Origin of the sequence: Neisseria gonorrhoeae (assembly GCF_013030075.1) — a bacterium.
Lineage (GTDB): Bacteria > Pseudomonadota > Gammaproteobacteria > Burkholderiales > Neisseriaceae > Neisseria > Neisseria gonorrhoeae.
Genome location: NZ_AP023069.1, coordinates 623,374 through 639,035 on the forward strand (window position 1 = coordinate 623,374; position 15,662 = coordinate 639,035).

9 protein-coding genes and 1 pseudogene are annotated in these 15,662 nt (G+C 52.5%); 4 read left to right on the top strand and 6 right to left on the bottom strand.

Features of this window, described 5'->3' with window-relative positions; genetic code table 11:
* The first annotated feature begins 306 nt into the window (after positions 1-306).
* The 3 genes from HT085_RS03270 (at position 307) to uvrB (ending at position 6,062) form a co-directional block, all read left to right on the top strand.
* A complete protein-coding gene (locus HT085_RS03270; RefSeq protein WP_003691339.1) occupies positions 307-2,103 on the top strand; it encodes a peptidoglycan DD-metalloendopeptidase family protein in 1,797 nt (598 codons plus the stop codon).
* Between the two features lie 126 nt (positions 2,104-2,229).
* The gene (locus HT085_RS03275; RefSeq protein WP_003691337.1) at positions 2,230-3,705 is read left to right on the top strand and encodes a S41 family peptidase; all 1,476 of its coding nucleotides are present in this window, start codon (positions 2,230-2,232) and stop codon (positions 3,703-3,705) included.
* 329 nt (positions 3,706-4,034) lie between these two features.
* Positions 4,035-6,062 carry an excinuclease ABC subunit UvrB gene (gene uvrB / locus HT085_RS03285; RefSeq protein WP_003691336.1) on the top strand — a complete coding sequence of 676 codons (2,028 nt, stop codon included), beginning with the start codon at positions 4,035-4,037 and terminating at the stop codon, positions 6,060-6,062.
* Between the two features lie 177 nt (positions 6,063-6,239).
* Here uvrB and cah read toward each other — a convergent pair whose 3' ends face one another.
* From cah to HT085_RS03315, 6 genes and pseudogenes are all read right to left on the bottom strand, one after another.
* Positions 6,240-6,998, bottom strand: a complete 759-nt coding sequence (gene cah, locus HT085_RS03290) for a carbonic anhydrase (RefSeq protein WP_003688976.1) — start codon at positions 6,996-6,998, stop codon at positions 6,240-6,242.
* Between the two features lie 408 nt (positions 6,999-7,406).
* On the bottom strand, positions 7,407-7,754 hold the full coding sequence (locus HT085_RS03295) for a hypothetical protein (protein ID WP_010357745.1): 348 nt from the start codon (positions 7,752-7,754) through the stop codon (positions 7,407-7,409).
* 323 nt (positions 7,755-8,077) lie between these two features.
* Positions 8,078-8,794 (bottom strand): tRNA (guanosine(46)-N7)-methyltransferase TrmB, encoded by a 717-nt coding sequence (gene trmB / locus HT085_RS03300; protein WP_003691335.1) that lies wholly within the window; start codon positions 8,792-8,794, stop codon positions 8,078-8,080.
* A 121-nt stretch (positions 8,795-8,915) separates the two neighbouring features.
* Positions 8,916-10,320 (bottom strand): annotated as a pseudogene (locus tag HT085_RS03305) (tetratricopeptide repeat protein).
* Positions 10,321-10,436: 116 nt separating this feature from the next.
* Complete coding sequence (gene uvrC, locus HT085_RS03310; protein ID WP_003691333.1) at positions 10,437-12,323, bottom strand: excinuclease ABC subunit UvrC; 1,887 nt, start codon at positions 12,321-12,323, stop codon at positions 10,437-10,439.
* Between the two features lie 54 nt (positions 12,324-12,377).
* Positions 12,378-14,555 carry a heavy metal translocating P-type ATPase gene (locus tag HT085_RS03315; protein WP_010360104.1) on the bottom strand — a complete coding sequence of 726 codons (2,178 nt, stop codon included), beginning with the start codon at positions 14,553-14,555 and terminating at the stop codon, positions 12,378-12,380.
* 138 nt (positions 14,556-14,693) lie between these two features.
* Between HT085_RS03315 and trxB the strand changes: the two genes are divergently transcribed.
* A complete protein-coding gene (gene trxB / locus HT085_RS03320) occupies positions 14,694-15,644 on the top strand; it encodes a thioredoxin-disulfide reductase (RefSeq protein WP_003688968.1) in 951 nt (316 codons plus the stop codon).
* Positions 15,645-15,662: the final 18 nt, after the last annotated feature.

The following is a 15,662-nucleotide window of genomic DNA, read 5'->3' on the forward strand; positions in this document are numbered from 1 at the left end:
AATCCCCGTTTTCCGGAAGGCGGCAGGGTTTGCTTTGTTTGGAGGGGCGCACGCTCCCAAATCGGGCAACATACGGTACGCAGCTTACATGTGCTACCCTGTGTGTCGGAACACAATATCCGTTGCAGCATTGAAAATATGCCGCACAATATAAGGCTGTTTGAGCCGATTGCAAGTATCCGCGCAAAGAAGGTGCAAGATTGGGCAAACGGCATTTTCAGACGGCATAACTGACAGTATAATCCGAACATCCGGCCGCTTTCGCGCGGCCTTCAGCATTATCCGATTTTTTCTGAAAGCCGAACCATGCAATACAAACCCCTCCTGCTTGCCCTGATGCTTGTCTTTTCCGCCCCCGCCGTTGCCGCCCACGACGCGGCACACAACCGTTCCGCCGAAGTGAAAAAACAGGCGAAGAACAAAAAAGAACAGCCCGAAGCGGCGGAAGGCAAAAAAGAAAAAGGCAAAAATGCCGCAGTGAAAGATAAAAAAACAGGCGGCAAAGAGGCGGCAAAAGAGTTCAAAAAAACCGCCAAAAACCGCAAAGAAGCAGAGAAGGAGGCGACATCCAGGCAGTCTGCGCGCAAAGGACGCGAAGGGGATAAGGAATCGAAGGCGGAACACAAAAAGGCACATGGCAAGCCCGTGTCCGGATCCAAAGAAAAAAACGCAAAAACACAGCCTGAAAACAAACAAGGCAAAAAAGGGGCAAAAGGACAGGGCAATCCGCGCAAGGGCGGCAAGGCGGAAAAAGACACTGTTTCTGCAAATAAAAAAGCCCGTTCCGACAAGAACGGCAAAGCAGTGAAACAGGACAAAAAATACAGGGAAGAGAAAAATGCCAAAACCGATTCCGACGAATTGAAAGCCGCCGTTGCCGCTGCCACTAATGATGTCGAAAACAAAAAAGCCCTGCTCAAACAAAGCGAAGGAATGCTGCTTCATGTCAGCAATTCCCTCAAACAGCTTCAGGAAGAGCGTATCCGCCAAGAACGTATCCGCCAAGAGCGTATCCGTCAGGCGCGCGGCAACCTTGCTTCCGTCAACCGCAAACAGCGCGAGGCTTGGGACAAGTTCCAAAAACTCAATACCGAGCTGAACCGTTTGAAAACGGAAATCGCCGCTACGAAAGCGCAGATTTCCCGTTTCGTATCGGGGAACTATAAAAACAGCCAGCCGAATGCGGTTGCCCTGTTCCTGAAAAACGCCGAACCGGGTCAGAAAAACCGCTTTTTGCGTTATACGCGTTACGTAAACGCCTCCAATCGGGAAGTTGTCAAGGATTTGGAAAAACAGCAGAAGGCTTTGGCGGTACAAGAGCAGAAAATCAACAATGAGCTTGCCCGTTTGAAGAAAATTCAGGCAAACGTGCAATCCCTGCTGAAAAAACAGGGTGTAACCGATGCGGCGGAACAGACGGAAAGCCGCAGACAGAATGCCAAAATCTCCAAAGATGCCCGAAAACTGCTGGAACAGAAAGGGAACGAGCAGCAGCTGAACAAGCTCTTGAGCAATTTGGAGAAGAAAAAGGCCGAACACCGCATTCAGGATGCGGAAGCAAAAAGAAAATTGGCTGAAGCCAGACTGGCGGCAGCCGAAAAAGCCAGAAAAGAAGCGGCGCAGCAGAAGGCTGAAGCGCGACGTGCGGAAATGTCCAACCTGACCGCCGAAGACAGGAACATCCAAGCGCCTTCGGTTATGGGTATCGGCAGTGCCGACGGTTTCAGCCGCATGCAGGGACGTTTGAAAAAACCGGTTGACGGTGTGCCGACCGGGCTTTTCGGGCAGAACCGGAGCGGCGGCGATGTTTGGAAAGGCGTGTTCTATTCCACTGCGCCTGCAACGGTTGAAAGCATTGCGCCGGGAACGGTAAGCTATGCGGACGAGTTGGACGGCTACGGCAAAGTGGTCGTGATCGATCACGGCGAGAACTACATCAGCATCTATGCCGGTTTGAGCGAAATTTCCGCCGGCAAGGGTTATACGGTCGCGGCAGGAAGCAAAATCGGCACGAGCGGGTCGCTGCCGGACGGGGAAGAGGGGCTTTACCTGCAAATACGTTATCAAGGTCAGGTGTTGAACCCTTCGGGCTGGATACGTTGATCGGATTGCCGAAACGGCAGGCTTTATGCAAATCGTGCCGATATGGTGCGCTGTTCCGTGAAGTTTGCCGTTTGCCGTACCTGTGTTTTCCGGTTTTTGGAAATCAAGAGAGAAAGTTAAAGAAGAATGTCGAAACCTGTTTTTAAGAAAATCGCACTTTATACTTTGGGTGCAATCAGCGGCGTGGCCGTAAGTCTGGCGGTGCAGGGTTTTGCCGCCGAGAAGGACGGGCGGGATAACGAAGTCCTGCCGGTGCAATCCATCCGTACGATGGCGGAGGTTTACGGTCAGATTAAGGCAAACTACTATCATGACAAACCCGATGCCGATTTGTTTGAAGGTGCGATGAAGGGTATGGTGGCCGGTTTGGATCCGCATTCCGAATATATGGATAAAAAAGGTTATGCCGAGATAAAGGAGTCCACCAGCGGCGAATTTGGCGGCTTGGGGATGGAAATCGGGCAGGAAGACGGTTTTGTCAAAGTGGTTTCGCCGATTGAGGACACGCCTGCCGAACGGGCGGAGGTGAAAAGCGGCGATTTCATTGTGAAAATCGATAATGTTTCGACGCGCGGTATGACGGTCAGCGAAGCGGTGAAAAAAATGCGGGGCAAGCCGGGTACGAAGATTACTTTGACGCTGTCGCGCAAAAATGCCGACAAGCCGATAGTCGTCAACCTGACCCGTGCCATTATTAAAGTGAAAAGCGTCCGCCATCACCTGATCGAACCCGATTACGGCTATATCCGCGTGTCGCAGTTCCAAGAGCGGACGGTCGAAAGCGTCAATACCGCCGCAAAAGAGCTGGTAAAGGAAAATAAAGGAAAACCGCTCAAGGGGCTGGTGTTGGATTTGCGCGACGACCCCGGCGGGCTTTTGACCGGCGCGGTCGGCGTGTCGGCGGCGTTTCTGCCGTCTGAAGCGGTCGTCGTCAGCACCAAGGGACGCGACGGCAAAGACGGCATGGTACTGAAAGCCGTTCCCGAGGATTATGTGTACGGTATGGGCGGCGATCCTTTGGCGGGTATTCCTGCCGAGTTGAAAACGATTCCGATGGCGGTATTGGTCAATTCCGGTTCGGCTTCCGCGTCGGAGATTGTCGCCGGCGCATTGCAGGACCACAAACGCGCGGTCATCGTCGGTACGCAGAGCTTCGGTAAAGGTTCGGTTCAGACTTTGATTCCTTTGTCCAACGGCAGCGCGGTCAAGTTGACGACCGCCCTGTATTACACGCCGAACGACCGTTCCATTCAGGCACAGGGGATTGTTCCCGATGTCGAAGTAAAAGATAAGGAACGTACTTTTGAAAGCCGCGAGGCGGACCTGGTCGGACACATCGGCAATCCCTTGGGCGGCGAGGATGTGAACAGTGAAACCCTTGCCGTACCGCTTGAAAAAGATGCGGATAAGCCCGCTGCAAAAGAAAAAGGTAAAAAGAAAAAGGACGAGGATTTGTCTTCAAGGCGGATTCCGAACCCTGCGAAAGACGATCAGTTGCGTAAGGCTTTGGATTTGGTCAAGTCGCCCGAGCAGTGGCAGAAGTCTTTGGGGCTGGCGGCGAAAAAGCCGGTTTCAAATAAAGATAAAAAAGATAAGAAGTAGGTTTTGACGATGCCGTCTGAAAGGGTTTCAGACGGCATATTATGTTTGAAAGGACAGGTTATGAGCGATTTTTTACCGGAATTTGAACCGTGCGGCATTTATAGTGGATTAACAAAAATCAGGACAAGGCGACGAAGCCGCAGACAGTACAAATAGTACGGCAAGGCGAGGTAACGCCGGACCGGTTTAAATTTAATCTACTATACTTGGGTAGCGATTGGGTTTCAGACGGCATACATTCAGGATTTCACCGCCTTATACCGTCTGAAAGACGTTTCTGACCCATCCCTACTACACGCTTTGTCCGCAAACGTATCACAGGCAAGATTATGGAAGTCATCCGATACCCAAATTCCCCCTTCAAACTCCACCAACCCTTCCCGCCCGCAGGCGACCAGCCCACCGCCATTGCGGGCCTGCTCGAAGGGCTTTCAGACGGCCTTGCCTACCAAACCCTGCTCGGCGTAACCGGTTCGGGCAAAACCTACACGATGGCGAACGTCATCGCGCAAAGCGGCAGACCCGCCATCATTATGGCGCACAACAAAACCCTTGCCGCCCAGCTTTATGCCGAAATGCGCGAGTTTTTCCCCGAAAACGCAGTGGAATATTTCGTGTCGTATTACGACTATTACCAGCCCGAAGCCTATGTGCCCAGCCGCGATTTGTTCATCGAAAAAGACAGCGCGATCAACGAACACATCGAGCAGATGCGCCTTTCCGCCACCAAAAACCTGATGACGCGCGACGACGTGATTATCGTCGCCACCGTGTCCGCCATTTACGGTATCGGCGACCCGACCGAGTATCAACAAATGGTGCTGTCCGTAAAAGAAGGCGACACCATCGAGCAGCGCGACATCATCGCCACGCTCGTTTCCATGCAGTACGAACGCGGCGATTTGGACTTCAAACGCGGCAGCTTCCGCGTGCGCGGCGACGTGATTGACGTGTACCCCGCCGAAAGCTCCGAAAACGCCTTGCGTATCAGCCTGTTTGATGACGAAATCGACCGCCTCGATATGTTCGACCCGCTTTCAGGCAGCCTGCACCAGCGTGTCGGACGCTACACCGTCTTCCCGTCCAGCCACTACGTTACCCCGCGCGACACCGTATTGCGCGCCTGCGAATCCATCAAAGAAGAATTGCGCGAACGCATCGAATTTTTCGCTCGCGAACAACGCCCCGTCGAGCAACAACGCATCGAACAGCGCACCCGTTTCGACCTCGAAATGCTCTACGAAATGGGCTTCTGCAAAGGCATTGAAAACTACTCCCGCCACTTCTCCGGTAAAAAAGAAGGCGAACCGCCGCCCACGCTGATGGACTACCTGCCCGACAACGCCATCATGTTCATCGACGAAAGCCACGTTACCGTTACCCAAATCGGCGGCATGTACAAAGGCGACGCATTGCGCAAGCAAAACCTCGTGGACTACGGCTTCCGCCTGCCTTCCGCCCGCGACAACCGCCCGCTCAAATTCCACGAATTTGAAAAAGTCATGCCGCAAACCGTCTTCGTTTCCGCCACCCCCGCGAAATACGAAGAAGAACACGCCGGACAAGTCGTCGAACAAGTCGTCCGCCCCACAGGGCTGGTCGACCCCCAAATCATCATCCGCCCCGTCGCCACCCAAGTCGACGATTTAATGAGCGAAATCAACGACCGTATTCAAAAAGGCGAACGTGTGCTCGTTACCACCCTTACCAAACGCATGGCGGAGCAACTCACCGACTATTACAGCGAACTCGGCATCAAAGTGCGCTACCTGCACAGCGACATCGACACCGTCGAACGCGTTGAAATCATTAGAGATTTGCGGCTCGGCCTGTTTGACGTACTCGTTGGCATCAACCTGTTGCGCGAAGGCCTCGACATCCCCGAAGTCTCCCTCGTCGCCATCCTCGATGCCGACAAAGAAGGCTTCCTGCGCTCCCACCGCAGCCTGATTCAAACCATAGGCCGCGCCGCGCGCAACGTGAACGGCGTCGCCATCCTGTACGCCGACAAAATTACCGACTCCATGAAAGCCGCCGTCGACGAAACCGAACGCCGCCGCGAAAAACAGATTAAATTCAACGAAGAACACGGTATCGTGCCGCAGCAGATTAAAAAACAGGTCAAAGACATCATCGACGGCGTGTACCACGAAGAAGACAGTGGCAAAGGCCGTAGACAAGGCAAAAACAAGGTCAAAGTCGGCGAAATCCACAACGAAGAAGACGCGATTAAAGAAATCGCCAAACTGGAAAAAGCCATGCAGCAGGCGGCTAGGGATTTACAGTTTGAAGAAGCTGCTGTGTTGAGGGATAGGATTAGGAATATTAAAGAGAATTTGTTGTTTGGGGCGGAGTGATTTTGAAATAGTAATCGCAGCCTGAATACATAGCGTGTGCGCCACTGGCGCGCGCTCATTGTGTTATCAGGAATCCTTGAAATCATGTACGCAGCTTGCATCACACATCCTAGCTATACATAAACAACAAGGCCGTCTGAATTTTCAGACGGCCTTTTCCGTTTACAACTTTACTACTTATTCAATAACTACACGTGCATTCAGAGGCTGTACGGGGCGGTTGTTTTCCGAACCGACGGCGCGGGTGAATTTTTCCGCTTGCGCTTGGTCGATGTGGTCATAAGTTTTCAACACCAACCATGATACGCCCTCTGTGCACGGCGGCGTGGTCAGCGAACCGGCAAAGCGGTAGTATTTCAACCGTTTCGGCAGTAGGGTGGATGCGTCGAACGGTTGGTTGAGTTTCACTTTTCCTGCGGTCATCGGCATGACGTTCCAGATGGAAGACAGGCGGCCGTTGGTTTTGCCGGCTTCATACAGCACGGCTAATACTAAAGGCTGTTTGTTTTCGTCTAAGTGGACGAAGTGAGCTTCCATCGGGAAAGTGCGGCCTTTGATTTGGTTTTCGCTCGGCACGTGGAAGTGGAACTGTTTCAGGGTATAGGTGCGGCCGTTCACGGTCAGGGTATTGCCGCCTTCGGGATAATTGACCTGAATGGTGTGGCCGTTGTTTTCCACGTCAACCATACTCGGTTTGTAATTGACTTTGATGGCGGGCAGTTTGCCGGAAACGGTTTCGGTAATGTTTACCGGAGATTGGTTTTTGCCGGTGGAGCACAAACGGAATTCTTCTGACAGATTGCCCCAGCTTTCGGGAGAGTCGTGTCCGGTATAGCCCCAATGGGTGTGATTGCCGTGTGCGGCGGCGGAGAAAGCGGTACAGGCCAACAGCAGGACAGCGGTCAGGCGGGGTAAAGTGCGGGGGAAACGAGGCATTGTAAGATCCTTTCTATTAAGGAGTAGAAAAAAGGTTGCAGTGTGTATGTAAATATTTTATTTTTTATTAAATGATATCTATATTAAGTGCTTAAGTCAAACTTCCCGGTCTGAAAACCATTAGAGCAATGAAATTAAAGTGAATTTATTTTTCTATAAGTCCTGCTTTATTTGGATAACCATGAGGCATGGCTACCTTTATCCGGAAAAATATTAATAGCCGCAACAAAGATATTTGAATCCGATTCAAATATCACCAGCAAGCGTAGCTCGGATACTTGTATCCGACAAAGCCTTTAACATTTCCATCGTTGCAATCCATTGCAGCAATTACCAAAATGTCGGATTCGAGAATCCGATCTACGGAAAACTAAAGATTTTATGCGGGCTACGGCTTGCTTGTTGTATTTAATCATATTTATTTGAATTGAATTCTTTTATTTTATTGTGAGATGAAAATAGTATTTTCGATGAGAAACCCATGACTAAAATAGTATAGTCTTTATCATTCTTTACGAAGTAACAATTACCATATCCTGCAATATTTTTATCCCAAAAATCACAATATGATTCAGTGGTAAAATCAGTTTTAGTTGATATAAAATCAAAATTATTTGGGTAAGATCCATATTGCTGGTAATATTTATCTATATTTTCTACTAAGAAATCAATCCTTTTTTCTAACATTTTAAGATTAATTTGCAATAATAAAATGTATAAAACTATACTAATTGCTATTACTTTTAAATATGTCATTTTATTTTCCAGTAAATAGAAGTTTAGTTGTTTTGTTAACTATGCCTGAATGTACACCTAAGTCTTCTTTTGGTAACGATGAATAATTAGCAAGCCGTAGCCTGCATCTCCGCCAACCGCGTGCCACTATCTGCGGGCGGAATAAACTTTAAAACCGATGTGCAGGTTAAAACCTACAAGGATGCGTGCGGTATACACGCGTTTTTGCCGTTCAAACCATTGTTTCAAAACTTGTATTGAAACATCGCCCGCTGCTTTATCTTGAAAGAATGCCGTCTGTAAGCAAACATGCTTCAGACGGCATTTTTTTATCCGGCGGTCTGTTATCCGATCCGTTTGAATACCAAGTCCCAAACGCCGTGTCCGAGGCGTTTGCCGCGCGCTTCGAATTTGGTTTCGGGGCGGTAGTCCGGAGTGGGGGCGTAGTCTGCCGCCGTATTTTGCAGGCTGTCGAAGCTGCTGAGGACTTCAAGCATCTGCTGTGCATATTCTTCCCAGTCTGTCGCCAGGTGGATATAGCCGCCGGTTTTGAGTTTGGGCAGTAGTTTGGCGATGAAGGGGGCTTGTATCAGACGGCGTTTGTGGTGGCGTTTTTTGTGCCACGGGTCGGGGAAGAATATGTGGATGCCGTCGAGCGAGCCGTCTTGCAGCATATTTTTGACAACTTCTACGGCATCGTGCCGCATCACGCGGATGTTTTCCAAATGGTTTTCGTTGATGAGTTTGAGCAGGTTGCCTACGCCGGGGCCGTGTACGTCGATGGCGAGAAAGTCGGTTTCGGGCAGGCGGCGGGCGATTTCTGCGCTTGCCATTCCCATACCGAAGCCTATTTCGAGGATTTTAGGTCGGCTGCTTCCGAAACGGGCATCAAGATCGGCCGGTGTTGCTTGGTAGTCGATGCCGAAGCTGTCCCATAAGGTATCGATGGCGCGTTGCTGTGCGGCGGTCATGTGGCTTTGGCGGAGGACGAAACTGCGGATGCTGCGGGGGTGTCCGGCTTGACGGTCGTTTGGTGTTTGGTTTTCGGCGGTGTCTGTCATAATGCTTCTGTGCGCTTGTGCAATCAGGATGCCGTCTGAATGTGAAAGGCCTGTTCGGACGGCGGGAAGGGAAAGGGGCGATTATACCTGTTTCGTTTCGGCAGGGTAGGTGTAACTCTGTTCAGACGGCATTTTGCCACTGTTGCAGCAGTTCTTGCAGGACGCTTTTTTGCCCGTATCCGTTGTTTATGGCTTCTTGCAGGTAGCGGCAGGCTTTTTCTTTGTCCGCCTGGCACCGTGTCCGCTGTAATGGATGCAGGCGAGGTTGTAGAACGCCATACTGTCTTTTTGCGCGGCGGCTTGTTCAAACCATTTGCGGGCTTTGCAGTAGTCGGCGGCTATGCCCTGTCCGAAGTAGTACATACTGCCCAGATTGGTTTGGGCTTTGCTGTGTCCGAGTTCTGCTGCTTCTGTGTAGAGTTTGAGCGCGGCTGCGTATTCGGGCGCGCATTGTAATCCGTAATGCAGGGCTTGGGCTTTTTGATAAAGCTGTTCTGCCCTTTGCCGCCTAATGGCGGAATCTTTGATGCCGTCATATTGCTCGGGATGGTTTAACGCGCTGTCGGATATGAGTTTCTGATAGGCGGTAAGGCTGCCGGCTTCGGCTGCCTGCCGGTAATAATGCCGGGCTTTTTCCGTATCGAGGGCTATGCCCAAACCGTAGCGGCAGATGTCGCCCGGTATCCGCAAACCTTCGGGATGGCGTTCGGCGGCGGCTGCTTCGGCATGATGCAGGGCAAGTTTGTGGTTTCTTTCCAGATACTTGCCTTGCAGGTAGATGTCGGCCAGTGCGGCATGGGCATCGGGGTCATTTTCCTGTGCCGCCTGTTGGAACCGGTAAACGGCTTCATCGGGAGCCGTAGGTAGGATGAGTTCGGCAAGCGGGGTGTAGGCGGGAATGTATCCTTGTTGCGCGGCGGCGCGCAAATGATTGACGGCCTGTGCCGTGTCGGCTTTCGTCCCTTGTCCGAAACGGTATTGCAGCCCGAGTTGCCAATGTGCTTCCGGCAAGCCTTGTGCCGCCGCTTTGCGGTAGAGCAGGTGCGCCGTTTCAAAATCCGGCGGCGTGCCGTGCCGGCAGTATTGGGCGAGCAGGTATTGCCCGTGGGGATTGTTGTTTTTTGCGCTTGTTTTGCCCATTCCAGGGCTTCTTCAAAATGTCGGGACGCGTACAGAAGGTACATCAGGCGGACTTGCGCTTCGGGCAGGCCTGCTTCTGCCAGAGGCCTGTAAAGCGGTATCAGGGTTTCCGGGGGCGCGCCTTCCAATTCTTGGATATATGCCAAATTGTAACGCGCATAGGGATGCCCCTGTTCGGCGGCGATGCGGAGCATTTCCATACCTTGTTCGCGGTCTTGGTGCGGGCTGTCCGCGTTCATCAGGTGTTTTGCCAACTCGAATGTGGCGGCGGGATGATCTGCCGAGGCCGCTTCTGTCAGCAGTCGGCGGACTTCGGTAAAGTTATAATATTGTTTTTGAGACAGGCGTTCCAAGGCCTGCCGATAGGGTAAGTCGGGATTGTTCATATCAGATCGTTTTCCGTTTTGTCGAATCATCGTTATTCGTCATGAAGTTAGGTTTATATCGGTATGCCGGCCTGCTGTATCATATTTTTACAGGCGGTTTTTGCTTTGGCGGCATACTAATGCAGATGATTATAAATGGTTTCCGCCAATGCCTTGCTGATGCCTTCCACTTTTTCCAAGTCCTCGCGGCTGGCGGCAATCACGCCGCGCAGTCCGCCGAAGCGGGTAAGCAGGGCTTGGCGGCGTTTGCTGCCTACACCGGGAATGTCGCCGAGAGACGAGGTAACGCGTGCTTTGTCGCGTTTTTTACGGTGGCCTGTGATGGCAAAGCGGTGTGATTCATCGCGTACGGTTTGCAATAAATGCAAGGCCGGGCTATTAGGAGGCAGGCGGAAGAGTTCGCCGGTAAAAGGCAGTATGAGTTCTTCCATGCCGGCTTTGCGTTCGGGGCCTTTGGCAATACCGACTAAAGGGATGTGCAGCCCGAGTTCTTCCCATACGGATACGGCTATGCCGATTTGCCCTTTACCGCCGTCAATCAACACGACATCCGGCCATTTGACGCTTTCGCCGTTGGCTTCGGCTTCCTGTATTTTGCCATAACGGCGCGTCAACACTTCGCGCATGGCGGCGTAGTCGTCGCCGGGTTTGGCGGTGGTGATGTTGTAGCGGCGGTATTGCGAGGGTTGGATGTTTTGTTCGTCGTACACGACGCAGGAGGCGATGGTGGCTTCGCCTTGCGTGTGGCTGATATCGAAACATTCAAGGCGGTTGATTCCGTCTGAATTCATGCCGAGGATTTTGGCAAGTTCGTCGATGCGGTGTTGTTGGTTGCTTTGTTGCAGGTGGCGTTGGGTAATCGCCATTTGTGCGTTTTGTTCCGCCATTTTCAACCAAACTTTGCGTTCGCCTATGGTTTTGGTAACGAACTGCATCTGCTTGCCGTGTTCTCCTTCCAAAGCCTCTTTCAACGCATCGGGAACGGGAAAGTTGCTGATGATGATGTCGGGTTTGCTTTTGCCCAGATAGTGTTGGGCGACGAAGGCTTCGGCGTAATCTTGACCGTTTGGTTCGGGGTCGTTTTTGGTGTCGGGAAAGAAGCTTTTGTCGCCGACGTGCCGTCCGCCGCGGATGCTGACCCAGTGTACGCAGACAAGGCCGTCTGAAACGGCGAGCGCGAGCAGGTCGATATCGTTGGGGTTGTTCGGGTTTTTGCTGTCGATGAACTGGTTGCTCTGTATAATGCCGAGTGCTTGGATTTGGTCGCGATAACGGGCGGCTTCTTCAAATTGCAGATTCGCGGCGGCGGTCTGCATTTTGTGTTGCAGGGTGCGGGTCAGTTCGTCGGTTTTGCCGTTGAGGAAAGTGGCGGCTTGACGCACGCTGTCGCAGTAGTCTTCTTCGCTGATGTGTCCGACGCAGGGCGCGGTGCAGCGTTTGATTTGGTACAGTAGGCAAGGGCGGTCGCGGTGTTCGAACACGCTGTCTTCGCAGGTACGCAGCATGAAGACTTTTTGCAACACTTGAATGCTGTCGCGCACGGCGTTGCTGTTCGGATACGGGCCGAAGTATTGGTTGGGATTTTTCAGCGTGCCGCGGTAATACGCCATTTGCGGATATTGATGGCCGCTGAGCATCAAATAAGGATAGCTTTTGTCGTCGCAAAAAAGGATATTGTATTTCGGCGACAAGGCTTTGATGAAGTTGTTTTCGAGAATCAGGGCTTCGGCTTCGGAACGCGTGATGGTGGTTTCGATGTGGCGAACCTGTTTCACCATCAACGCGATGCGCGGCGAATGGTCGTTTTTTTGGAAATAGCCGGACACGCGCCGCTTGAGGTTGACCGCTTTGCCGACGTATAAGACGTTGCCGCCTTCGTCAAAAAAACGGTACACGCCCGGCAGCTTGGGCAGGTTTTTGAGGAAGAGCGGGATGTCGAATTGTTCCGGAGAACGGTTTTCTGTATTCATATCAATCATTTGAAAAACGGCTTCAGACGGCATATCGGCAGCGGCAGCCTTATCCGTTCGGAAAAGCTGTCGGGCGGTTATATGCGGTCAATCGATTTTTACCCATTTCAGGCGCAGGGCATTGCCCAATACCGAAACCGAGCTTGCCGCCATTGCCGCGCCTGCTATGACGGGATTTAAAAAGCCGAGCGCGGCGAGCGGAATGCCCAATATATTGTAGAAGAAGGCGAAAAATAGGTTTTGCTTGATGTTTTCCAACGTTGCCTGCGATATCAGCAGGGCATCGGCGAGCTGATTGACCGAATGCTGCATCAGCGTGGCGGAGGCGGTGTGTTCGGCAACGTCCGCACCGCCTTTCATGGCGAAGCTGACGTTGGCGGCGGCAAGCGCGGGCGCGTCGTTGATGCCGTCGCCGACCATCGCCACGGTTTTGCCGGCGGCTTTGAGTTTCTGCACTTCGGCGGCTTTGTCGCACGGACTCATATTACCGAAGGCGTGTGCGATGCCCAGTTGTTTGGCGACGTATTCGACCGTACTTTGGTTATCGCCGCTCATAATATAGACATCGATATTGTGTTTTTTCAGACGGCCTATGGCTTCGGCGGTATCGGCTTTCAACGCGTCGGAGAGTGCGAATGCGCCGATCGGTTTGCCGTTTACAGATACGGTAACCGCACTGGCGATTTCCCAAACGCCGTCTGAAAACTTCGGCAAGGTCAGTTCGGCAAATTCGGCTTTGCCTGATTTTACCAAACCCACGCCTTCCACTTCGGCGGTAATGCCTGCTCCGACAACGGTTTGCGCATTTTGTGCAGCGGGAATCTCCAAACCGCGCGCTTGTGCGGCGGAGACGATGGCGCGGGCGAGCGGGTGGGCGGCGTTTTGCTCGACGGCGGCGGCGATGCGGTACAAAGCGTCTTCGTCAAAGCCGCTGTCGGGAACGTAATAAACGGCGGCAACCTGCGGCCTGCCTTCGGTCAGCGTACCGGTTTTGTCCAATACGACGGCATCGACGTGGGCTGCTTCCTCCATTGCCGCCGCGTCTTTAAACCAAATGCCGTGTTTCACCGCTTTGCCCATGCCGACCATAATCGCGGCAGGGGTCGCCAGACCGAGCGCGCACGGGCAGGCAATCACCAAAACGGCAACGGCGTGCATCAGTGCGACCGTCCAATCGCCCTTAATCAGCCAAGTAACGATAAAAGTCAGAAGCGCGATGCCCACGACAGTTGGCACAAATACCGCCGCCGCTTTATCGGCCACGCGCGCAATCGGTGCTTTACTGCCTTGTGCTTCAGAGAGCGCGTTCATCATGTCGCCGAGCAGGGTTTGGCTGCCGAGCTGCGCGGCGCGGTACACCACGCTGCCTTCGGTCATCAGCGCGCCCGCCAACACTTTGCCGCCCGCCTTTTTCTCTTCGGGATTGGATTCGCCGGTAAGGTGGCTTTCGTCCGCCCAACCGCTGCCGCTTTCGATAATGCCGTCGGCAGCGATGCGTTCGCCGTGGTTGGTGCGGATAAGGTCGCCGATTTGCACTTGGTCGATGGGCAGTTGTTTCCATTCGCCGTTGCGTTGCACGTTGACTTGGGTCGGCGTGAGTTTTAGCAGTAAGCCCAAGCTGTTCAGGCTGGATTTTTTGGTGCGGTGTTCCAAAAACTTACCCAGCGACACAAAACCGATCACCATCACGCCCGCTTCAAAATACACATGCGCCATACCGTGCGCCGCATGCGAACTGAAAAACAGCATATAAACGGAATACAGGTAAATCGACACCGTGCCGATGGTAACGAGTACGTCCATATTCGCCAGCCCGCCTTTAATGCTTGCCCACGCGCTTTTGTAAAACGGGATTGCCAGCCAAAGTTGCACTATGCTTGCCAGTACAAACTGCCATACAGGCGGAATCATCCAATCGTGCCGTGTCCAATTCAGCCCTTTTAGCATCATCCCTACCATACCGATAAGGAACGGGATATTGATGGTCAGCAAAAGCCACAACCGCCAGCCGATATGGTGTTCTGCTTCAGGTTGCGGCAATGTATCTTCCGTTTTTTCCTTCGCGCCGTAACCGGTTTTCTCAATGATTTTGGCAATGTCGGCAACCGAGGTTTTGCTGCCGTCAAACGTAACCTGCGCTTCCTCACTGGCAAAGTTCACTCCCGCCGATTCGACAAAATCTTTTTTGTTCAACACTTTTTCAATGCGCGAAGCACATGCCTGACAGGTCATCCCCTCGATTTGGAAACGGATTTTTTGTTGCATAAGTTTGATTCCCGTTTTGATGTTCAGACGGCAGTCAAGGCTGCGGGATGCCGTCTGAACGCCGGTATGGTCAAAATTTCTCAAACGCGCCGATAATTCGGGTAGAATCCGAAAACTTGACACAGCAAAGGAAAAACAATGTCCCAACACCGCAAACTGATTATTTTGGGTTCCGGCCCCGCCGGATACACCGCCGCCGTCTATGCCGCACGTGCCAATTTAAACCCCGTCATTATTACAGGTATCGCGCAAGGCGGGCAACTGATGACAACGACTGAAGTGGACAACTGGCCTGCCGATGCCGACGGCGTGCAAGGGCCGGAATTGATGGCGCGGTTTCTCGCCCACGCCGAACGTTTCGGAACGGAAATCATTTTTGACCAAATCAACGCCGTCGATCTGCAAAAACGCCCGTTCGCACTCAAAGGCGATATGGGCGAGTACACTTGCGATGCCCTGATTGTCGCCACCGGCGCGTCCGCCAAATACCTTGGTTTGCCGAGTGAGGAAGCGTTTGCAGGGAAAGGCGTTTCCGCCTGCGCCACCTGCGACGGTTTCTTCTACAAAAACCAAGATGTTGCCGTAGTCGGCGGCGGCAATACGGCAGTTGAGGAGGCACTCTACCTTGCCAATATCGCCAAAACCGTTACGCTGATTCACCGCCGCAGCGAGTTCCGTGCTGAAAAAATCATGATTGACAAACTGATGAAACGCGTGGAAGAGGGCAAAATCATCCTCAAGCTGGAAAGCAACCTGCAAGAAGTACTGGGCGACGATCGGGGCGTAAATGGCGCATTATTAAAAAACAACGACGGTTCTGATCAACAAATTGCCGTCAGCGGCATCTTTATCGCCATCGGGCACAAGCCGAATACCGATATTTTCAAAGGGCAGTTGGAAATGGACGAAGCCGGCTACCTGAAAACAAAAGGCGGCACGGCGGACAATGTCGGTGCAACCAATATCGAAGGCGTATGGGCGGCGGGCGACGTAAAAGACCATACCTACCGTCAGGCAATTACCAGCGCGGCCTCCGGCTGTCAGGCGGCTTTGGACGCGGAACGTTGGCTGGGCAGCCAAAACATTTGAATGCCGTCTGAAACCGAA